Raw genomic sequence first — 20,911 nt, 5'->3', positions numbered from 1 at the left:
GCGTTCAGGGACGAAGGCATTAGTATCCAGCGATGCACCTTACATTTCGCCCCTTTTTGCCTTTCAGCTCCACATGGATGACGGCTGCCGCCGCGTCGCTGCTGCTTGCGGCCGGCTGCGCCGGCCGGCCTGAAATGCCCATCCTTGAGCAAACCGGCAGCCGCAGCGCGCTGGAAACCGCCGCCCGGCTCGGCAAGCTGCTGCCCGCCGACGTGCTGCTGGTCGGCGAGCAGCACGATGCGGCGGAACATCACCGTATCGAGCAGCACATCGTCTCCAGCCTGGCCACCCAGGGCCTGCTGGCGGCGGTGGCGCTGGAAATGGCCGAAGTCGGCGTCAGCACCGCCAAACTCAAGCCCAGCTCAACCGAAGAGCAGGCGCGAAAAGCCCTGAAGTGGGACGACAAGGCCTGGCCCTGGCAGGATTACGGACCCGCCGTGATGACCGCCGTGCGCGCAGGCGTACCGGTGCTGGGCGCCAACCTGCCGACGGACCAGATGCAGGCCAGCGTGAATGACAGCAAGCTCGATCATCAATTGCCCGGCCCGGCCCTCAAGGCCCAGCAGCAGGCGATCCGCATCGGCCACTGCAACCTGCTGCCCGAAAGCCAGATCACGCCGATGACGCGCGTCCAGATTGCCCGGGACATCACCATGGCCGACACGATTCACCAGCTGGTGTTTCCGGGCAAGACGGTGCTGCTGCTGGCAGGCAACGGCCACGCCGACCGCCGCCTGGGCGTGCCGCAGCACCTGCGCGCCGACCTGAAGGCCAAATCCATCCACCTGCGCGCCGGCCAGGGCCAGGGCCAGGGCACGGACACGGCGGACGCCTTTGACAGCGTCTGGACCACGCCGGCCTTGCCCGACACCGATCACTGCGCAAAGCTGCAGGCACAGCTTCCCGCAGCCACCCGATAAGCCGCGCCAATCGGCGACCCACGGGCGGGAATCCGCCAACCCCCTGCTGCACGCCACCTGCGACAATTCAGCCCCATGAATCACGCCTACATCCTGACCCTGTCATGCCCTGACCGCCGGGGCATTGTTCATGCCGTTTCGGGCTTTTTGTTCGAGCATGGCGGCAACATTGAAGAAGCGGCGCAGTACAACGACCCGGACACGGGCCTGTTTTTCATGCGCGTGCGGTTTGCCTGCGACGAGCTGGCGCCCGAAGCGCTGTCAAGCCAGCTGAAGACCTTCGCCGAGCCTTTCGAGATGAACTGGAAACTGCACGACACCACGCAGCCCATGCGCACCGTCATCCTGGTCAGCAAGGAAGGCCACTGCCTGAACGACCTGCTGTTTCGCTGGAAGTCGGGCCTGCTGCCGCTCGATGTGCGCGCCATCATCTCCAACCACCGCGACTTCTACCAGCTGGCGGCCAGCTACAACATCCCCTTCCATCACCTGCCCGTCACCGCCGCCACCAAGGCGCAGGTCGAGGCCAAGCAGCTGGAAATCATCGAAGCCGAAGGCGCCGAGCTGGTGGTGCTGGCGCGCTACATGCAGATCTTGTCGAACGAGCTGTGCAAAAAACTCGCCGGCCGCGCCATCAACATCCACCACTCCTTCCTGCCCAGTTTTAAGGGGGCAAAACCCTATTACCAGGCGCACGACCGGGGCGTAAAACTGATTGGCGCCACCGCGCATTACGTCACCGCCGACCTGGACGAAGGCCCGATCATCGAGCAGGACGTGGCGCGCGCCGACCACAGCAAGACCGTCGAAGACCTGACCGCGATGGGCCGCGATACCGAGAGCCAGGTGCTGGCCCGCGCCGTAAAGTGGCACAGCGAGCACCGGGTGGTGCTCAATGGCCACAAAACCGTGATTTTCAAATAGGCACGCCATGACCACTGCCGAGTCCTCCCCCGGTGAAAACACGCCGCCCCGGCATGTCAGGGCCAATCCACCACCGGAGGCTTATGCAGTGCCCATCGGCGCGGCCAAGCGCATCCCGCCCATCCAGTGCCTGCTGACCTTCGAGGCGCTGGCGCGACTGCGCAGCGTGACCCTGTCGGCCGAAGAACTCTGCGTCACGCCCAGCGCCGTCAGCCACCGGGTCAAGCAGCTGGAGCAGATCATCGGCACCAAGCTGTTCGGCCGGGCCGATTTTTCATTGACCACCGAAGGCAGCGAATACCTGGCGCATGTGCGCGAAGGGCTGGCCACGCTGCAGAAGTTTCCGGGCATGGCCGGCCAGAGCGCCACGCCCGGCAAGCGCAAGCTGCGCCTGGCCGTCACGCCGACCTTTGCGCGCTCGATGCTGATTCCGCGCCTGCGCCAGTTCACCGACGCCTATCCCGAGATCGACCTGACGCTGCAGGTGTCGATTCCGCTGCTCGACGTGGTGGCCGAGGACTCCGACCTGATCGTGCGTTTTGGCACCGGGCGCTATGCCGACCTGGAGCATGTCTGCCTGATGAACGACGAAGTCACGCCGCTGGCCTCGCCCTCTTTCATCCGTGAACACGGCCCTTTCGAAGCGGCGGAAGACCTGCTGGGCGAAAACCTGCTGCGCTCCCCGCTGGAGCCCTGGCGCATCTGGTTTGCCGCCAACAACCTGGACTGGCCCGAGCCGGTCGAAGGCTCGCAGTTCAACGACATCGGCCTGATGTGCGACTGCGCCGCCGCCGGCATGGGCATTGCCCTGGTGCGCCTCAAGCTGGGCGCGCCGTGGCTGGAAAACGGCTCGCTGGTGCGGCTGGGCACCAGCGACATGTTCACCCGCAAGGTGCCCAGCCCGCATGCGCATTACCTGTGCTGGCGCACCGGCACCATGGATCGCTGGGAATGCGCCGCGTTTGCGGACTGGCTGCGCAAGAGCCTGGTGTAGGGCTGTGCTGGCGCTGATGCGCTATTTCAACCCTGTTTAAGCATCAAACAAGCCATTTCCGCAATACTGGCATGCGCAAGCAGCTATCAATAAAATAGCAATGCGGTTTCCGGCACTTCCGCAAACAGCTTTGCCGCCAGCCCAATGCCCTCTTTTCGCATTTCACACACTCCTTTAAATTTCTTCACCCCCGGCGCGCACGGCTTGGACTACAGTTTGCTTTCACTGACGGAACCCACCATGAACGCACCCGCCTCGCCCCAGCAACTCTCTTCCCTCGAACGCGCAGAGCGCCAGTCGCAGGTCGTGCGCGCCCTGGAGGCGGTGCTGCCCGGCCACGCGCTGCTGTGGAACCGCGAAGACACCACGCCCTACGAATGCGACGGGCTGACCGCTTATCGCGAGCGGCCGCTGGTCGTGGCGCTGCCTGAAACCTATGCCGAGGTGCAGGCGGTGCTCAAGGCCTGCCATGCGCTCGATGTGCCGGTGGTGGCGCGCGGCGCGGGCACCGGGCTGTCGGGCGGCGCGATGCCGCACAAGCTGGGCGTGACGCTGTCGCTGGCCAAGTTCAACAAGATTTTGAAGGTCGATGCCGCCAGCCGCACGGCCGTGGTGCAGGGCGGCGTGCGCAACCTGGCGATTTCCGAGGCGGCTTCGCCTTTCGGCCTGTACTACGCGCCCGACCCGTCGAGCCAGATCGCCTGCACCATCGGCGGCAACGTGGCCGAGAACTCGGGCGGCGTGCATTGCCTGAAATACGGGCTGACGGTTCACAACGTGCTCAAGGTCAAGGGGTTCACCATCGAGGGCGACGAGGTCGAGTTCGGCAGCGACGCACTCGATGCGCCCGGCTACGACCTGCTGGCCATCGTCATCGGCAGCGAAGGCATGCTGGCCGTGACGACCGAAGTCACCGTCAGGCTGATCCCGAAGCCGCTGCTGGCGCGCTGCATCATGGCCAGCTTCGACGACCTGCGCAAAGCGGGCGATGCGGTGGCGGCGGTGATTGCGGCGGGCATCATTCCGGCCGGGCTGGAGATGATGGACAAGCCGATGACGGCGGCGGTCGAGGATTTTGTCCACGCCGGCTACGACCTGAGCGCGGCGGCGATTTTGCTGTGCGAAAGCGACGGCACGCCCGAAGAAGTCGAGGAAGAAATCGGCCGCATGAGCGCGGTGCTGGAACGCCATGGCGCCACGGCCATCGCCGTGAGCCAGAACGAGGCCGAGCGGCTGCGCTTCTGGAGCGGGCGCAAGAACGCCTTTCCGGCCTCGGGCCGCATCAGCCCCGACTACATGTGCATGGACTCGACCATTCCGCGCAAGCGCCTGGCCGACATTTTGCTGGCGATTGGCGAGATGGAAATCAAGTACGGCCTGCGCTGCGCCAACGTGTTCCATGCGGGCGACGGCAACCTGCACCCGCTGATCATGTTCGACGCCAACGACGCCGACCAGCTGCACCGCTGCGAGCTGTTTGGCGCCGACATCCTGGAAACCAGCGTGGCCATGGGCGGCACCGTGACCGGCGAGCATGGCGTGGGCGTGGAAAAGCTCAACTCGATGTGCGTGCAGTTCTCGGCGGCGGAAAACGAGCAGATGTTCGGCGTCAAGCGCGCCTTTGACCCCAAGGGCCTGCTCAATCCGGGCAAGGTCATCCCCACGCTGCACCGCTGCGCCGAGTACGGAAAAATGCTGGTGCGCGGCGGCAAGATCTCGCACCCGGATCTGCCGCGCTTCTGACATCAACCGCCCCACGCGTTATTTGAGGAACCCAAGCAATGAATGCCTTACGCGGAATGGTCTGGCTGCTGGTCTTTCAGTCGGCGGGCGAGTTGCTGGCGCGCGGCCTGGCCCTGCCGCTGCCGGGTCCGGTCATCGGCATGGTGCTGCTGCTGCTGGCGCTGCGCTGGCCCGCCGTTCAAACGCCGGTTGCCGAGTGCGCGGGATTTTTGCTGTCGCACCTTTCCCTGCTGTTTGTCCCGGTGGGCGTGGGCGTCATGACGCATCTTTCGCTGGTCAGCCAGTACGGCGTGCGCATGCTGGCGGTGGTCATGCTGTCCACCCTGGCCGGCCTAGCGGTGACGGTGCTGAGCCTGCACCTGCTGCCGGGCCGCCAGCCCCTTGACGCGGCCAGCCCGCCTGCAAAGGATGCCGATGTCTGATTTTGTCCAGTTGTGGGTCTATCTGTCGGCAACGCCGCTCTTCGGCCTGACCGCGACCTTGCTGGTGTACGTGCTGGCCCATGCCGCCTACTTTCGCGCCGGACAGGCACCCTGGGCGAACCCGGTGCTGTGGTCGGTCATCGTGCTGGCCTGCGGTCTGCTGGCCACCGGGGTGTCCTATCCGAGCTACTTTGCCGGCGCGCAGTTCATTCATTTCCTGCTCGGTCCGGCGGTGGTGGCGCTGGGCTGGCCGCTCTGGCTGCGCCGCGCCGAGCTGCGCCAGCGCTGGGGCCGGCTGCTGGTGGCGGCGCTGGCGGGCGGCAGCGTGGCGGCAGGCTCGTCGCTGCTGCTGGGCCGGCTGTTCGGCCTGCCGCAGGAGCTGGTTCTTTCGCTGGTGCCCAAGTCGGTCACGGCGCCGGTGGCCATGGGCATTGCCGAGCAGATCGGCGGCATTCCGGCCCTGGCGGCGGTGTTTGCGGTGATTACCGGGCTGGTCGGGGCGCTGTTCGGCAAGTACCTGTTTGCGGCCTTGCGCATCCCGACGGACGCCGAAGGCTGGGCGGCGCGTGGCTTTGCGCTGGGAACCGCATCGCACGGCCTTGGCGCGGCCCGCGCGATGCATGTGAATGCGGACGCCGGGGCTTACGCGGGCCTGGCGCTGGGCCTGCAGGTGGTGCTGGCTTCGCTGCTGATTCCGCTGGTTTTCAAGCTGTTTTGAGCCGGCTTTGCAGCCTTGGCCATCGGATGCCAGAAAACAGACGCGCCGACCGCTGGCCTGAACAAATACTCACAAATCAATAGCTGCTTACGCATACTGGACGTGCGCAAAAGCCATTTTTTATCATTATTTATCGCTCACGCAGCCTGCAGGCCGGGCTTGGCCATCAGGGCGGGCTTGCTGCTGGCGCCCTGCGTGCCGAAGACGATTTCCCCCGAGAGCTGGCCGCCCTCTTCGACCACCAGCTTGCCGTAGCGGATGGTGCCCGTGACCTTGCCGGTGGCGTAGATCACCAGCTTCTGGCGAACGGTCAGGTTGCCGTTGAATTCGCCCCGGATTTCGGCAATCTCGATTTCGGCCGAGCCCTTGAAAGTGCCCTGCTCCGCAATCTGGATGACCCGCGAACTCATGGTGGCCTCCACCGTGCCCTCGACCACCAGCGTGTCGCAGTCGGTGATCTCGACGCCCTTGAGCTTGATGTTGGGGCCGACGGTCAGCTTGCTGCCGCTTTCCCGTTCATGTCCGGCGGAAGCGGCGTGCTCGCTGCCCAGCGGCTTGACCACGCCTTGGGGGCTCGCGGGGTGCAGCGTGGCCGATGGGCTGCTGCCCGAGCCCGTGTAGCTGTTGACGGAGCCAGGGCGTACACCGGAGCTTGGAATTTCATTGTCTCGCTTGCCAAAAAACGGGGTCGCCATGATGATGTCCTTCAAAAATGATTCATCCTACGTTGCGCAATAGCCCAAAGGTCTGGACCTTATGCAAGAGAAGTAACGAATTAATTTTTTACGCAGACCGCATGGCAAGGAGACTTTTGGCGCCTTGCAGAGGGATGGCCGAAGCACGCACCGCGCCTTCAGACGGTCGCGTTCTCCGGCACATTGCTGACCGCCCATGAATACAGCGCGACAAAGACCAGGGCATCGAATACGGCGCCGAAGCAGATGTACAGAACTGGCATGAACAGCACTGAAAACTCCTGCATGATGAGAGCCTGGGCAAGCACCTGGTGGGGAACCAGGACAGCCATGAACAACAGAATCAGCATGGTGTGGAAAATTTTGATCGACAGGCGCTGGTTCAGGATGTAGTAGCCCATCGCCAGCATGAAGGGCGTCGCCAGCATCACGATAAAACCGATGGTCATGAGTTCTTCGCAATGCAACGCGATGCTGTAGGGAAAGCTCCAGGGTGTGAGCCAGAAATAGATCAGCGACGTGCTTTGCACAAAGCACAGAATCCACAGCGGATATTTGATGGGCTGCTTCGCATCCTTCATGCGCAGCGACAGCGCAACCACAGCCAGGGTGATCGCCGTGGTCACCAGCAAGTTCGTCGTGCTTGGCATGGGGGCATTGTCAGGCCCGCCAGACAGGCGAACGGCATACTGCCCCGCTCGATTGACCTGGGTCGCAATGGTGAAGGGAAGGTCAAGCCCCCGCGACCAGAAAATGAGGCAGGCGCGCCAGAAATCCAGCAAGAACGGCTTGGTCCAGAGCAACAAGCCCAAAATCGCCAGGGGCAGCATGACCGTTTGCGCGAGCAGGTAAGGCGTTACTTTTAGCGGCGTGATGGCGCGGTGCGGACGCACCTTGACATGGCGTTCGCGGATCTGCCTTGCCGCGGTAAAGGCCTTGTGAACAATGCGGTTGTGTTCGCGGGCCTGTTCGGCAATGGAATGTGTGGCGGCGCGCATGGGAACTCCTCAAAAGTCGTGAAAGATGCCAACATTGATGCCGGAGCGGTGGTAGGAAGGGTTGGTGTAGCGGTTGGCGCTGATCAGCAAACCCGTTTTGCTATTGAGCCAGTGGCGCCAGGCAACGCTGGCCTCCTCGCTTTTGAAGTTCACCAACTGGGTATTGGCCGCAATCGCCAGATAGCCTTCGCCACCCCAGGTATAGCGGGCACTGACCAGGTCCTGCTTGTCCCGGCCATAGGTCACGGCGGCATACTTTTGCTGGGTGTGCACGGAGCCCGGGCTGCTGCGGTTCAGGCGCACGCCGCCTTCCACGATCCAGGGCGACGTGAAGTAATAAGCCGCACCCAGGGACAAGCTGCGGTCCTTATGCCCATCGGGGGCGTTGTAGTAACCGACCCCGACCGAGGTCACGAGGCTGCGGTCGGCCAGCCATTTTTTGTAGAGCGCGGCATCGACGCGGTAGCGCGGCAGGTAAAAAGCGCCGTCGCCCGCGCCGACCGCGACCGATCCAAACCAGTCGTCATTGAAGGTGTAGGTATCGCTGACGCCGAGAAACGCGCCATCTTCGTCGAACCGGCGGGTGACGGAAACCTCGCCCTGCAACACATTGCGGGGCTGCGCATAGGTGCCGCGCAAGGTCACGTCGCGCCAGTTGCTGTAACCGGCGTTCAGGCTTTGGCTGCCCATGGTCAATTCGAGGCTGCGTTTTGCTTCCTCGGACACCTGGACCGGCGGACCTGGAATGGTGATGTCCTTGCCAGGGTCCGCCTGCTGGGCAAGGGCGGTTTCTGCGCTGGCCAAAATAATCAACGCGACGAGAAAAGTATTTTTGAACATAGGTTTGGGTGGTGAACAAATGAAGGCAGCGGGTACGAGCAGATTATGGGAGGCGCCATACCTAGTTGCAATTGGCAGTGTTGGCTGCAGGCGTCAAACCCTTGCTGCTCAGGATTTGCCACGAAGTCTCGTCAGTGACCGCCCAGCGCGAGGTGTGGCGCAGCCGGCCCGATTCGCGCATCCAGCAGCGGGCACTGGTCTTGTCGTCCTGGCGCAAGGCGAGCACGGCCACCAGGCCCCACGGGTAATCGGTCTTGCCCTGGCTGAGCCAGTCCGCCCGGTGTGCACTCATCCAGTTGCGGTAGTAAGTCCTGGGCGCTGCTGGCAGCAACGGAAAATCCACCAGCAGCGGAAATATCTGCGCCACATGGTCCGGATAAAAGGCCGGCGTTTCCGCCCGCTGCTCAAGCTGGGTCGAGACCAGAAAGCGCTTGTTGACCGGATCCCAGAAGGTATCGCGAATGGCCTGCGCGAGCTTGTCGGCTTCGGCGCGCTGCGCAGGGGCCAAGCTGCTCTGCTGATGAATTTTGAGCGACCAGACCTCCAGGTTGTCCATGAACAGGCCATGCAGGTACAGGTGCGAGACCATGTAGATGCCGCGCGAAGGCTGGAACAGACGCGCAAGCGTCGCCTTGCTGGACAGATAGCTCTTCATCCAGACCGGATTTTTCTTCAGCTGGGCCGGCATGGTTTCAAGCAGCTTCATCCACATGGCCAGCAGGGAGTCATCGGCATCGGCGGACTTGCAGGCCAGCCACTTTTTAGGGGCACTGCGGCAAAAGCGGTCAAAAGTGCCATCGGGCTTTTGGTAGGGCACCAGCCAGTTGACAAACTTTTCGGCAGGCGCGGAAATATCCATGCCGTTTTCATTCGCCAGCAGCAGCGCCTGCATCGCGAAATAGGGATCGAACGAATGGCCGCCGTGCAGCACGGTAATGACGCCGCTTTCCTCGGTATAGCCAGTCAGGTCCAGCTGCGGGGCATCAGCGGCAACAACAGAAACAGCGGCACCAGCGGCATGCGCAGCAGGAAAACCCAATGCACCCAGGCCCGCCAGCACGCAACTCGCCACGAAAGGAGCCAGCCTCATATCGACTTCACCATGCCAATTTCATGCGCCCAGATGGCGCCATGCACGACCACGCCATTCTCAACAATGATGTTGCGCGCGCTGACGCTGGTGTTGGCATCGGGCTGCCCGATCAGGGCATTGGCGCCAATCAGGATATCGCGCTCCGAAATCAGGGGGCCGGCGACGCGCGCGTCCTTGAACACATACACGCGCTTTTCACAGGTGATGGCGCCTTGGACCCAGGCGCCCTGGCCAATGCTGATGCCTTCACGCGACTTGATGTCGCCGGTGATCGTGGTCCGCTCACCCACGGTCAGGAAACCGGTCACGATCAGGGAGCCGCAGTAGATGTTGCCGGCGGGAAGCTCGCAGTCGCCGCGAATCAGGAAAAGCGAAGGGGTTTGCCGCACGGCGCCAGGCAGGTCGGCAAAGCTTGCCGGCGTCTGGTCGGCTTGCGCAGGCGGCAAGGCATGGCTGGTGCGCGAACCAAAGTACAGAACGGGTGCCTGCAGACGCTCAAACCAGGCTTCCTCACCCAGTTCGATGGCCATGCCGGCCGAAATCCGCCGCAGGGCCAGGCTCTTGTGGCCCAGGCGCACCACACCGTCGGCATGCGCCCAGTCGTGGATTTCGCTTTTCTTGTCCAATTCGATATTGCCGGTGGCGTAGAGCACTGAAAAGGACGACTCGGCGCCCGCATGGATGCTCCCCAGCACATACAGCGGCTGAATGGTGCGAACCGGCATCGGGCTCTTGATGCCACGCGCGGAAATCAGCCGCTTCGAGGCCTTGAGCCAGTTCATGTTCTCCACCGGCACACGCACGAAGTCGAAATCAGAGTAACCCGTGGCAGGGCCCTTGCCCAGTCTGGCGGCCACATCGGCCTGCAGGCGCCGGGCGAAATAATCGATGTCGCTGCTGTAGTCGGGCGAAACCGGCAGCGCCGCCGCATCCGACGGGTGCCGCCACTCCCGAAAAGCCGGCCAAAACGGCAGCAGCATCAGCAGCGCGCAGACCAGCGCGAAGGCGATGTAGTTGATGGAATAGTCAACCGTCATTTGGCAGCCCCCTTGCGATAGCGGATTGTTTTTTCCCAGACCATCTCGCGTTTGAACAGAGCGTCGAGCGCCAGGCTCCCGACAGCCCCGGAAATCGCGAACAGGCTGACCAGAAAGCCCAGGATATTGAGCGGCAGCAACCTCAGGCGCTTGCGATGGCCGTCAAGCAACACGGCAATGACGATTTCAAAGAAGGCGGCAAAGTTGCCCAAGGTGCCATAGACCATCAGCGCAAAAATGGGAATCAATTGCGACAGCATCGAGCCGGCGTTGAGGAAGTACAGCCCCAGCACCAGTCCCCAGCCGATGAGCATGAGCAAAGGGATGAGAAAAACAAAAAGCAGCAGCAAGCCATCAATGCGCTGGGCCAGGGTCAGGTAGGGGCTGCATGCAAACTGCCACCAGTAGCGCGCCATGACCTGGTTGTGGCCCTTGGCCCAGCGCTTGACCTGCTTGATGCGTACCTTCCATTCCTCGGGCACCTCTTCATAGCACTCCGAGCGGTTGCTGTAAACGGTTTTCCAGCCGTTGAACATGAGCCGGTAGGTGATGTCGGTGTCCTCGGCCAGCGTGTCGTCATGCCAGCCCCCGACGGCCTCGACCGCGGACAGCCGGACACCGCCCACCGTCCCGCCATACTGCGGCAGCAGGTTCATGTTCATGCGCGCCTGCTGGTCAACCTGGTAGCCGCCCGAGCGCTCAAGGTCCAGCATTCGGGTCAGCAGGTTGGCGCCGCTGTTGACGGGAACGACCCGGCCCATCACGGCCCCCACCTCGGGATCGAAAAACGGGGCTGCCAGCTGCTTGAGCAGGCCGCGGCCCGGCACATAGTCGGCATCGAAAATAATGGCGATGTCACCTTCGGCAAAAGCCAATGCGTCCTTCAGGGCGGCGGATTTTCCGGCTTTTCCAAGGGTGCGGTGAAAGGGCGAAATACGCGCAGGAAAACGTGCCACATAGCGGTCAATGATTGCCCCGGTCTTGTCGGTTGATCGGTCATTGACCGGAATGATCTTCAGCTGGTCGGCCGGGTAATCGGTATTGAGCAGCGCTTCAATGCAACCGGCAACGACTTTTTCTTCATTGTGGGCCGCAATGAACACGGTGATCATGGGCCAGCGTGCAATGGCAATGTCAAGGTAGGGATGGCGCTGCTCGCCGAGCAAGCGGTTGATGGTGAAGATGAAGTGACGCACGGCATACAGCATCATGATCACGACGATCAGGAACAGCACCGAGGCCAGGGTTGCCGCCAGGGGGAACTCACTGAACGAAGGTATCCGCCCACTGGTGGGCATGGGCTGTGCAAAGGCTGGCCGGGCGCCCAGCAGCCACGCCGCCGCCACGGCCGCCACGGCCCGCCACTCCGGGAACCGCTTCAACCCGGCGGCATTGCGTAAAAAAGCATGAATTTGAAAAAGCTGCATGATGGCGCTTTCAACGGCTGATCAACCAGAGGGAAGGCGGCGGGCATGGCTACAAGCCTGGCCGTGCGCACGAACGAGGGCTGTCGAACTCGACCCATTGGGACGACGGTCCCTGAACCTCGTTGTCCACGGCCGAATTGAGATCCACCACAAAAACGATTTCCCCCCCGAAACGCCCCACGCCCAGCGTTTGCATGAGTGCCTGCTCTTGTTCCGGCGAGTCCAGCCGGAGAAAACAGATCGCCTGCCGGGTGCCTTCATGCACGGCGGTCAGGACATCGAGCCTGGCCACGCGTCCGAATGTTTCGCACAGCCTGTGCAGCGCCGGCTTCAAGGTCGCTACATCCGGGCAATGTCTGAGTCGGTCAAGTGCGCTCATCGTGAGTCTCCTCGCTGTGGTTAAGTGCTTTCGCGAAGCCCGAAATTAGTGTGAACCCATGGTTACCCCAATTGATAAAGCGCAAATAAAAACAGATTTGATGCGCTTCGCCGAACCCGATATACAGGCACGCAAGGGCCAATGACCTCGGCGATAAAAGCCAGCCAGCCCATCGGCAGCGATGCCCGGCAAGGCTAAAAAACACAATCCGATGGCGGCTTGATATTTGACAAGTGGACACACAATGCCAGCAGGCATAAATGCAAAGCGCTGATTGAGCGTGAATGCATGAGCGTCGGCGGGCACGTTTTCGTCTTGAGAGCGACTGACGCCAAGCGCCGTCCTTGCAAAATACCAACACACGTCCGCCACCAGAGCTGGCACAAGGGGATTTCAGATGACAAAGAAAATTCTTCTGGTTTTCGGCACCCGGCCCGAAGCCATCAAGATGGCACCGCTGGTCAAGGCGCTGCAGGCGCAGCCGGCCTTCGAGGCCAAGGTCTGCGTGACCGCCCAGCACCGGCACATGCTCGACCAGGTGCTTCATTTGTTCGATATCCAGCCCGACTTTGACCTGAACCTGATGAAGCCCGGCCAGGACTTGTATGACATCACCAGCGGCGTGTTGCTGGGACTCAAATCCGTGCTCACCGAATGGCGGCCCGACGCGGTCCTGGTGCATGGCGACACATCGACCACCTTTGCGGCCACGCTGGCGGCGTTTTACCAGCGCATTCCGGTCGGCCACGTGGAAGCCGGCCTGCGCACCGGCAACCTGTATTCGCCCTGGCCCGAAGAGGCCAACCGCAAGCTCACCAGCACGCTGGCGCAATGGCACTTCGCCCCGACGGCCACCTCGCGCGGCAACCTGCTCAGGGAAGGCGTCGCGCCCGAAACCATCCATGTCACGGGCAACACGGTGATTGACGCACTGCTGCAGGTGCGCGAAAAAATAGTTACCAATACTGACCTGCGACAACAATTTGAAAAGGATTTCAGCTTTCTTGACCCTGCCAGGCGACTGGTGCTGGTGACCGGCCACCGGCGTGAAAACTTTGGCCAAGGGTTTGAAGACATCTGCCAGGCGCTGGCCCGCATCGCCAAAAACAATGCCGGCGTGCAGGTGGTCTATCCGGTCCACCTCAACCCCCAGGTGCAGGAGCCGGTCAGGCGGCTGCTGGGCGGCGTGGACAACGTGCACCTGATCGAGCCGCTGGACTACCTGCCTTTTGTTTACTTGATGGACAGGAGCACGCTCATCCTGACCGACTCCGGCGGCATCCAGGAAGAAGCGCCGTCGCTGGGCAAGCCGGTGCTGGTGATGCGGGACACCACCGAGCGCCCCGAAGCCGTCGAGGCCGGCACCGTCAGGCTGGTCGGCACGAATGCCGACGAAATCGCTGGCCAGGCCAGCTTGCTGCTCGGCAACACCGAGGCTTACGAAGCCATGGCTTTTGCCCACAATCCTTATGGCGACGGCTTTGCCTGCGAGCGCATTGCGCAAACGCTGCTGGCCGACAAACAGCTGTTTGCGCATGCGGCCGGGCAGCCATCCCGCCCGGCTTCATCCCTGGCAGTCCAGACCTGACGGGAGGCCAGGTGCCAACCGCCTTGCAGCAGACCAGCCATCGCCTGGCCATGACCGAGCGCATTGCGCATATCGGCAGTTGGACGCTGGACCTGCCCGAACTGCAACTGCTCACGTATTCCAGCGAATTCGCCGCCATCCTGGACCTGCCGGCCGATGCCCCGCTCACATGGGATGAACTGGCAGGCCGCCTCGCGCCCGAGTACCGGGACCGCATCGCAGGGCTGCTGCAGCAGTGCAGCAGCCATGGCACTGCTTTTGACGAAGAAATGCAGATCGACACCCCGTTGTGCCGCAAATGGGTTCGCATTGCCTGCGAAGCCGTGAAAAACAAGCGCGGCCAGATAAAAAGCCTGCAGGGCGTGCTGCAGGACATCTCGACCCAGAAACAGGCCCAGCAGGAGACGCTTCACCTGGCCATGCGGCTGACCACCACGCTGGCCAGCATCACCGAAGCCTTTGTCACCCTGGACCCTCAGTGCGGCTTTACCTACCTCAACCAGAAAAGTGAACAGCTGCTGCGGCACACCACCGGCGAGCTGCTGGGCAAGGAAATCTGGCTGATCCTGGTCACCGACAAGAACCAGCGCCTGCGCCAGGAACTGCAGCGCTCCATTGCCACCAACCGGCAGGTTGAATTCGAGGATTTTTACCCCGGCCTGGGAAAATGGCTCGAAGTGCGTGCCTATCCCTTCGCCGAAGGCCTGGCGGTGTACTTTCGCGATGTGAGCAAGCGGCGCAAGTCGCAGGAGCAGCTGATGCTGCTGGAAACCTGCATCTCACGGCTCAACGACATCGTGCTCATCGCCGAGGCCCAGTCTGGATCGCCAAAAGTGCCCTATATCGTGTTCGTCAACCAGGCCTTTGAAGAGCACACCGGCTACAGCGGCCATGAAGTGCTGGGCCAGACGCCGCGCAAGCTTTTTGGACCGGGGGCCGTGCAGGACGAATTGCAGGGCATGACCAAAATGCTGCTGCGCAAGCGGCATGCGCGCAGCGAGTTGCTGATCTACCGCAAGAACGGCAGCTGCTTCTGGCTCGAACTGGAGATCGTCCAGGTGGCGGTGACGGCGGACGAACTCACGCACTGGGTCGCCGTGGGGCGCGACATCACCCAGCGCAAGGTCAACGCCGACGCCATTCACCAGCTGGCCTTTTATGACCCGCTGACGACCCTGCCCAACCGGCTGATGCTGCTGAACCGGCTGGAGCAGGTGATGGCCCAAAGCGCCCACCTGCGGCGCCAGGGCGCCCTGATGTTCATCGACGTGGACAAGCTCAAGGTCCTGAACGACACCCTGGGCCACCACAAGGGCGACCTGCTGCTGCAGCAGGTCGCCGAACGGCTGGCAGGCTGTGTCGAGGACAGCGACATGGTGGCGCGGCTGGGCGGCGATGAATTTGTCGTGCTGCTGGAAAACCTGGGCGACGACGCAGGCAGCGCCGCCGCAAATGCCCAAAAACTGGCTGAAAAAGTGCTTGAGCAATTGCGCGAACCGTTTGACCTGGGCGGACACCAGCACTACACCACCTCCAGCATCGGCGTGACCTCGCTCAATGCCGCCCATGACAGCGTCAGCGAAGTGCTCAAGCAGGCCGACCTGGCGATGTACCAGGCCAAGACCACGGGCCGCAACGCGCTGTGCTTTTTTGACCCCGAGATGCAGGCCGCCGTCAATGCCAACGCCGCCGTCAGTTCCGAGCTGCATATTGCGCTGAAAAAGCAGGAGTTTGTTCTGCATTACCAGCCCCAGGTGGATCGCCAGGGGCGCGTGAACGGCGTCGAGGCCCTGCTGCGCTGGCAACATCCCCGGCGCGGGCTGGTCATGCCGACCGACTTCATTCCGATGGCCGAAGAAACCGGCTTGATCTTGCCGCTGGGCCGGTGGGCGCTGGCCACCGCCTGCGAACAACTCGCGGCCTGGGCAGCGTGGCCGCAGGCCGCCGATTTGAGCATTGCGGTGAATGTCAGCGTGCGCCAGTTCCGGCATCCCGATTTCGTGGACCAGGTGATGGCCGAGATCCGGCGCACCGGGGTCAAGCCGCAGCACCTCAAGCTCGAACTCACCGAAACCCTGCTGGCCGACGGCATGGACGTCACGCTGGCCCGGATGGGTACGCTCAAGGCGCTGGGCGTGACGCTGGCGCTTGACGATTTCGGCATGGGCTACTCGTCGCTGTCCTTGCTCAAGCGCCTGCCGCTGGACCAGCTCAAGATCGACAAGAGCTTTGTCGCCGAAGTGCTGACCGACCCGGCCGATGCCGCCATTTCCCGCACCATCATCACCCTGGCCCATAGCCTGAACCTGAAAGTGGTGGCCGAGGGCGTGGAAACCCAGGCCCAGCAGGACTTCCTGATTGCCGAGGGCTGCGACCAGTTCCAGGGTTTTTTGTTTTCAGCGCCGCTGCCGATTGAAGCGCTGGAGGCTTACCTGATCGCGCAGAGCCCGCCCCTGAAGCTTCAAACGGCCTAGCCGGTTCAGCCGCGCCCGCCAAAAATCGCCGTCCCCACCCGAACCATGGTGCTGCCAGCATGGATGGCGGCCTCCAGGTCGGCCGTCATGCCGAGCGACAGCGTGTCCATCGGCACGGCCAGCACGCCGGATGCATTTATATGATCAAAAATGGCTTTTGCGCTTGCGTGGATTTCGCAAGCAGCTACAAAATCAATAGCAGGATCGGGAATCGCCATCAAGCCGCGAAGCACCAGTCGCGGCAGCCGGGCGACCTCTTCGGCCAGCGCCCGGACATCTTCGGGCGCCAGGCCTGACTTGTTCGCGCCGCCATCGATGTTGACCTGCAGGCAGATTTGCAGCGGCGCCAGCGCAGGCGGGCGCTGCTCGCTCAGGCGCTGGGCGATTTTCAGCCGGTCCACCGAGTGCACCCAGTCGAAGTGTTCGGCCACCGGCCGCGTCTTGTTGCTCTGGATCGGTCCGATGCAGTGCCACTCCAGCGCCGCTGCCGCCACGCCGCTGCGCGCCGCTTCTTGCGCCTGCCAGCGGCGCAGCGCCAGGATTTTTTCGACGCCCTCGACAATGTAGTTCTCGCCAAAGGCATGCTGTCCGGCGGCCAGCGCATCGGCCACCGCATCGGCGCCAAAGGTTTTGGAAACCGCCAGCAGCCGCACGCCGCAGGGGTCACGCCCGGCGGCAAGACAGGCGGCGTTGATCCGGTCGTGGACAAGACGTAAATGATGAGCAATCGTGGTCATAATCCGGACTGTAAACTCAGAATCAACTTACAAGGATTTGCCGGAATGGACATTACGCAGCTGCTGGCCTTTAGCGTCAAAAACAAGGCATCTGACTTGCATCTGTCGGCCGGCTTGCCGCCCATGATCCGGGTTCACGGCGACGTGCGGCGCATCAACATTGATCCGCTGGACCACAAGGAAGTGCATGCCATGGTGTACGACATCATGAACGACACCCAGCGCAAGCACTACGAAGAGTTCCTTGAGGTCGATTTTTCCTTCGAAATTGACGGTCTGGCGCGCTTTCGCGTCAACGCCTTCAACCACAACCGGGGCGCTGGCGCGGTGCTGCGGACCATTCCGTCCAAAATCCTGACGCTGGAGCAGCTCGGCTGCCCGAAGATTTTCGGCGACCTAGCCTTGAAGCCGCGCGGCATGGTACTGGTCACCGGCCCGACCGGCTCGGGCAAATCGACCACGCTGGCGGCGATGGTCAACTACCTGAATGAAACCGAGTACGGCCACATCCTGACGGTCGAAGACCCAATCGAGTTTGTCCACGAATCCAAGAAATGCCTGATCAACCAGCGCGAGGTCGGCCCGCACACGCTGAGCTTCAGCGCGGCGCTCAAGTCGGCCCTGCGCGAAGATCCGGATGCCATCCTGGTGGGCGAAATGCGCGACCTCGAAACCATTCGCCTGGCGATGACGGCGGCTGAAACCGGCCACCTGGTGTTCGGCACGCTGCACACGTCGAGCGCCGCCAAGACCATCGACCGGATCATCGACGTGTTTCCGGCCGAGGAAAAGGAAATGATCCGCTCGATGCTGTCCGAATCGCTGCAGGCGGTGATCTCGCAAACCCTGTGCAAGACCAAGGACGGCCAGGGCCGGGTGGCGGCGCATGAAATCATGCTGGGCACCAGCGCCATCCGCAACCTGATCCGCGAAGCCAAGGTCGCGCAGATGTACTCGTCGATCCAGACCGGCAACAGCGTGGGCATGCAGACGCTGGACCAGAACCTGACGGACCTGGTCAAGCGCAACGTGATTTCCTCCGCGGAAGCACGCGGCAAAGCCAAGATTCCCGACAATTTCCCGGGCTGAAACGGCCCCAGCCCCACCAGGAGAAGCATGTCATGAAAGGCCTACTCGGATTGATCCGGCAAACCACGCCAGCCATTGCGGGTGGCGGCCATCCTGACACGTTTTTCTTCTCCACCGCTTTTACCGAGCAAGGCATTGACGCCACGTCGCTGGTTCCGTGGGAAGCCCGGGCCAATGAGGTGGGCGCCAAGCGCCTGCCCGCCGAGCGTGGCAGCAAGCTGCTGCAGGCGCTGTGGAGCAAAGACAACTACATGGCGCGGCTGGGTCCGGACGCCGTGCCGCGCCTGGAAAAGTTTTTTGACTTTGCCACCCTGCCGGCCAATCGGGACGTGATTCGCCAGGACGAGTATGGCAATTTCATGATCGTGCTGCTGACCGGCAGCATTGCGGTGGACCGCGAGCAGCCCTGGGGCGACCGGCTGCACCTGACGGAAGCGCGGCCCGGCGATATTCTGGGTGAAATGTCGCTGCTGGACAGCGGCGTGCGTTTTTCAGTCTGCACGTCGCTTGCCGAATGCGAAATTGCCGTGCTGGGCGCGCAGGCGCTCGATGAGATGATGACCACCGACCCGGCGCTGGCGGCCAGCCTGATTGCCTTGCTGGCGCGCAAGCTGTCGCGCCGCCTGCGGGTGGTGAGCGCCCGGCTTGGTGACCACCACAGCTGATCCAGCACAACCTTAACCTTACCCGCTGGCAACACTCAGGAGAACTCATGGAACGCGATCAGGCGAGTAAATTCATCAATGACCTGCTGCGGCTGATGGTCAGCCGCGGCGGGAGCGACCTGTTTGTGACCGGAGAGTTTCCGCCCGCCATCAAGGTCGATGGCAAGCTGACCAAGGTGTCGTCCCAGCCGCTCAATGCCGGCCACACGCTGACGCTGGCGCGCGCCATCATGAATGACAAGCAGGCCGCCGAGTTCGAGCGCACCAAGGAATGCAATTTCGCCATCTCGCCGCCCGGCATAGGGCGCTTTCGCGTCAACGCCTTCATGCAGCAGGGCAAGGTCGGCATGGTGATGCGGGTCATTCCGGCGGTGCTCCCCACGCTCGATGGCCTGGGCCTGCCGCCGGTGCTCAAGGACGTGGTGATGGCAAAGCGCGGCCTGGCCATTCTGGTGGGTGCCACCGGCTCGGGGAAATCGACCACCATGGCAGCCATGCTGGACTGGCGCAACGAACAGTCCTACGGCCACATCCTGACGATTGAAGACCCGGTGGAGTTTGTCCACATGCACAAGAACTGCGTGGTGACCCAGCGCGAGATCGGACTGGACACCGACAGTTGGGAATCGGCGCTGAAAAACTCGATGCGCCAGGCGCCCGACGTGATCCTGATGGGCGAAATCCGCGACCGCGAAAGCATGGAGCATGCCCTGGCCTTTTCCGAAACCGGCCACCTGTGCCTGGCCACGCTGCACGCCAACAGCGCCAACCAGGCCATGGACCGCATCATCAATTTTTTCCCGGAAGAGCGCCGCCAGCAGCTACTGATGGACCTGTCGCTCAACCTCAAGGCCGTGGTGTCGCAGCGGCTGGTGCCCCGGCAGGACAGCAAGGGGCGCTTTGCAGCGGTCGAGGTGATGCTCAATTCCCCCTTGATTTGCGACCTCATCTTCAAGGGCGATGTCAGCGAGATCAAGGAGATCATGAAGAAAAGCCGCAACATGGGCATGCAGACCTTTGACCAGGCGCTGTTTGATGCCTTTGAAGGCAACCATATTCTTTACGAAGAGGCCTTGCGCAATGCCGATTCGGTCAATGACCTGCGGCTGCAGATCAAGCTTTATTCGCAACGCGCCAAGTCTACCGATCTGTCGGCAGGCACCGAGCACTTTGCCATTGTCTGAACTTTCTTCAACAAGCCCCCTTCACAGCCCCATGACCAGTATTTTCACGAAAAGCTACGAGCCGTCCCATCCCCGCAAGGTCGCCTTTCTCGGCCTTGGCGTCATGGGCTACCCCATGGCCGGCCACCTGGCGCTGGCTGGACACCAGGTCACGGTGTACAACCGCAGCGCCGCCAAGGCCCAGGCCTGGAGCGACGAATTCAGGGGCGCCTGTGCCGCCACGCCGCGCGAAGCCGCCGCCAGTGCAGACATCGTGTTTTGCTGCGTCGGCAACGACGATGACCTGCGCTCGGTCACGCTGGGCGCCAACGGTGCGTTTGCCGGCATGAAGCCTGGCGCCATCTTTGTCGATCACACCACCGCCTCGGCGACTGTCGCCCGCGAACTCTACAGCGCCGCAAAGAATATCGGCCTGCAATTTATCGATGCACCCGTGTCAGGCGGCCAGGCGGGTGCGCAAAACGGTGCGCTCACGGTCATGTGCGGCGGCGAGGCGGCGGCGTTCGAGTCAGTCAAACCGGTCGGCATGGCCTTTTCCAAAGCATTTACCCTGATGGGCGAGGCCGGCGCCGGCCAGCTGACCAAGATGGTCAACCAGATCTGCATCGCAGGCCTGGTGCAGGGTTTGAGCGAAGCCGTGGCCTTTGGCCAGAAGGCCGGGCTGGACATGAAGCAGGTGCTCGACGTGATCGGCAAGGGCGCGGCGCAAAGCTGGCAGCTCGACAACCGGGGCAAAACCATGGTCGCCGACCAGTTCGAGTTCGGCTTTGCGGTGGACTGGATGCGCAAAGACCTGGGGCTGGTGCTTGACGAGGCCAAGCGCAATGGCGCCCGCCTGCCGGTCACTGCGCTGGTGGACCAGTTCTATGCCGACGTGCAGGCCATGGGCGGCCAGCGCTGGGATACGTCCAGCCTGATCAAGCGCCTGAAATAAGCGGACCAGCGCGAGTCAGTCCGCCATCCAGCGGACTGCTGCTGCAGGGA

Annotated in this window: 21 protein-coding genes; 12 read left to right on the top strand and 9 right to left on the bottom strand. The window is 62.6% G+C overall.

Annotated features, from left to right (window positions below; all coding sequences use genetic code 11):
- Window positions 1-77: 77 nt before the first annotated feature.
- The 6 genes from ABLV49_RS01510 to ABLV49_RS01485 all read left to right on the top strand — a co-directional run bounded on the left by ABLV49_RS01510 (window position 78) and on the right by ABLV49_RS01485 (window position 5,721).
- Complete coding sequence (locus ABLV49_RS01510; protein ID WP_349279903.1) at window positions 78-920, top strand: ChaN family lipoprotein; 843 nt, start codon at window positions 78-80, stop codon at window positions 918-920.
- 75 nt (window positions 921-995) lie between these two features.
- The gene (gene purU / locus ABLV49_RS01505) at window positions 996-1,844 is read left to right on the top strand and encodes a formyltetrahydrofolate deformylase (RefSeq protein WP_349279902.1); all 849 of its coding nucleotides are present in this window, start codon (window positions 996-998) and stop codon (window positions 1,842-1,844) included.
- Between the two features lie 94 nt (window positions 1,845-1,938).
- Complete coding sequence (locus ABLV49_RS01500; protein ID WP_349281560.1) at window positions 1,939-2,838, top strand: LysR substrate-binding domain-containing protein; 900 nt, start codon at window positions 1,939-1,941, stop codon at window positions 2,836-2,838.
- Window positions 2,839-3,078: 240 nt separating this feature from the next.
- Complete coding sequence (locus ABLV49_RS01495) at window positions 3,079-4,581, top strand: FAD-linked oxidase C-terminal domain-containing protein (protein ID WP_349279901.1); 1,503 nt, start codon at window positions 3,079-3,081, stop codon at window positions 4,579-4,581.
- Between the two features lie 38 nt (window positions 4,582-4,619).
- Window positions 4,620-5,003 (top strand): CidA/LrgA family protein, encoded by a 384-nt coding sequence (locus ABLV49_RS01490; protein WP_349279900.1) that lies wholly within the window; start codon window positions 4,620-4,622, stop codon window positions 5,001-5,003.
- Window positions 4,996-5,721, top strand: a complete 726-nt coding sequence (locus ABLV49_RS01485; protein WP_011799721.1) for an LrgB family protein — start codon at window positions 4,996-4,998, stop codon at window positions 5,719-5,721. The genes ABLV49_RS01490 and ABLV49_RS01485 overlap by 8 nt, the downstream gene beginning before the upstream one ends.
- 137 nt (window positions 5,722-5,858) lie before the next feature.
- Here the strand turns inward: ABLV49_RS01485 and ABLV49_RS01480 are convergent, their stop codons facing one another.
- The 8 genes from ABLV49_RS01480 to ABLV49_RS01445 form a co-directional block, all read right to left on the bottom strand.
- On the bottom strand, window positions 5,859-6,416 hold the full coding sequence (locus ABLV49_RS01480; RefSeq protein ID WP_349279899.1) for a bactofilin family protein: 558 nt from the start codon (window positions 6,414-6,416) through the stop codon (window positions 5,859-5,861).
- Between the two features lie 158 nt (window positions 6,417-6,574).
- Window positions 6,575-7,414 (bottom strand): hypothetical protein, encoded by an 840-nt coding sequence (locus ABLV49_RS01475; RefSeq protein ID WP_349279898.1) that lies wholly within the window; start codon window positions 7,412-7,414, stop codon window positions 6,575-6,577.
- Between the two features lie 9 nt (window positions 7,415-7,423).
- Entirely contained in the window at window positions 7,424-8,254 is an 831-nt protein-coding gene (locus ABLV49_RS01470) for a YaiO family outer membrane beta-barrel protein (protein WP_349279897.1), read from the bottom strand.
- Window positions 8,255-8,315: 61 nt separating this feature from the next.
- Window positions 8,316-9,344, bottom strand: a complete 1,029-nt coding sequence (locus ABLV49_RS01465) for a hypothetical protein (protein WP_349279896.1) — start codon at window positions 9,342-9,344, stop codon at window positions 8,316-8,318.
- Complete coding sequence (locus ABLV49_RS01460; RefSeq protein WP_349279895.1) at window positions 9,341-10,384, bottom strand: polymer-forming cytoskeletal protein; 1,044 nt, start codon at window positions 10,382-10,384, stop codon at window positions 9,341-9,343. Before ABLV49_RS01460 ends, ABLV49_RS01465 begins: the two co-directional genes overlap by 4 nt.
- A complete protein-coding gene (locus ABLV49_RS01455; protein ID WP_349279894.1) occupies window positions 10,381-11,811 on the bottom strand; it encodes a glycosyltransferase family 2 protein in 1,431 nt (476 codons plus the stop codon). Before ABLV49_RS01455 ends, ABLV49_RS01460 begins: the two co-directional genes overlap by 4 nt.
- 49 nt (window positions 11,812-11,860) lie before the next feature.
- Window positions 11,861-12,190, bottom strand: a complete 330-nt coding sequence (locus tag ABLV49_RS01450) for an RNA-binding protein (protein ID WP_349279893.1) — start codon at window positions 12,188-12,190, stop codon at window positions 11,861-11,863.
- A gap of 45 nt (window positions 12,191-12,235) precedes the next feature.
- Window positions 12,236-12,496, bottom strand: coding sequence for a hypothetical protein (locus tag ABLV49_RS01445; RefSeq protein WP_349279892.1), 261 nt, complete (start codon window positions 12,494-12,496; stop codon window positions 12,236-12,238).
- 91 nt (window positions 12,497-12,587) lie between these two features.
- Here ABLV49_RS01445 and wecB point away from each other — a divergent pair, with 91 nt between their 5' ends.
- Window positions 12,588-13,778, top strand: a complete 1,191-nt coding sequence (wecB, locus tag ABLV49_RS01440; RefSeq protein ID WP_349279891.1) for a non-hydrolyzing UDP-N-acetylglucosamine 2-epimerase — start codon at window positions 12,588-12,590, stop codon at window positions 13,776-13,778.
- An 11-nt stretch (window positions 13,779-13,789) separates the two neighbouring features.
- Window positions 13,790-16,252, top strand: a complete 2,463-nt coding sequence (locus ABLV49_RS01435; RefSeq protein ID WP_349279890.1) for a sensor domain-containing protein — start codon at window positions 13,790-13,792, stop codon at window positions 16,250-16,252.
- Between the two features lie 5 nt (window positions 16,253-16,257).
- Here the strand turns inward: ABLV49_RS01435 and ABLV49_RS01430 are convergent, their stop codons facing one another.
- A complete protein-coding gene (locus ABLV49_RS01430; RefSeq protein ID WP_349279889.1) occupies window positions 16,258-16,989 on the bottom strand; it encodes a YggS family pyridoxal phosphate-dependent enzyme in 732 nt (243 codons plus the stop codon).
- A 45-nt stretch (window positions 16,990-17,034) separates the two neighbouring features.
- Between ABLV49_RS01430 and ABLV49_RS01425 the strand changes: the two genes are divergently transcribed.
- The 4 genes from ABLV49_RS01425 to ABLV49_RS01410 are packed head-to-tail and all read left to right on the top strand — an operon-like array spanning window position 17,035 to window position 20,861.
- Window positions 17,035-18,078, top strand: a complete 1,044-nt coding sequence (locus ABLV49_RS01425; protein ID WP_011799709.1) for a type IV pilus twitching motility protein PilT — start codon at window positions 17,035-17,037, stop codon at window positions 18,076-18,078.
- A gap of 32 nt (window positions 18,079-18,110) precedes the next feature.
- Window positions 18,111-18,743, top strand: a complete 633-nt coding sequence (locus ABLV49_RS01420; RefSeq protein ID WP_349279888.1) for a cyclic nucleotide-binding domain-containing protein — start codon at window positions 18,111-18,113, stop codon at window positions 18,741-18,743.
- 47 nt (window positions 18,744-18,790) lie between these two features.
- Window positions 18,791-19,927 (top strand): PilT/PilU family type 4a pilus ATPase, encoded by a 1,137-nt coding sequence (locus ABLV49_RS01415; RefSeq protein ID WP_349279887.1) that lies wholly within the window; start codon window positions 18,791-18,793, stop codon window positions 19,925-19,927.
- Between the two features lie 31 nt (window positions 19,928-19,958).
- Window positions 19,959-20,861 carry an NAD(P)-dependent oxidoreductase gene (locus ABLV49_RS01410; protein ID WP_349279886.1) on the top strand — a complete coding sequence of 301 codons (903 nt, stop codon included), beginning with the start codon at window positions 19,959-19,961 and terminating at the stop codon, window positions 20,859-20,861.
- Window positions 20,862-20,911: the final 50 nt, after the last annotated feature.

Origin of the sequence: Polaromonas hydrogenivorans (assembly GCF_040105105.1) — a bacterium.
Lineage (GTDB): Bacteria > Pseudomonadota > Gammaproteobacteria > Burkholderiales > Burkholderiaceae_C > Polaromonas > Polaromonas hydrogenivorans.
The sequence above is the reverse complement of the archived record's forward strand: the minus strand, read 5'-3'. Positions and strand labels throughout refer to the sequence as shown.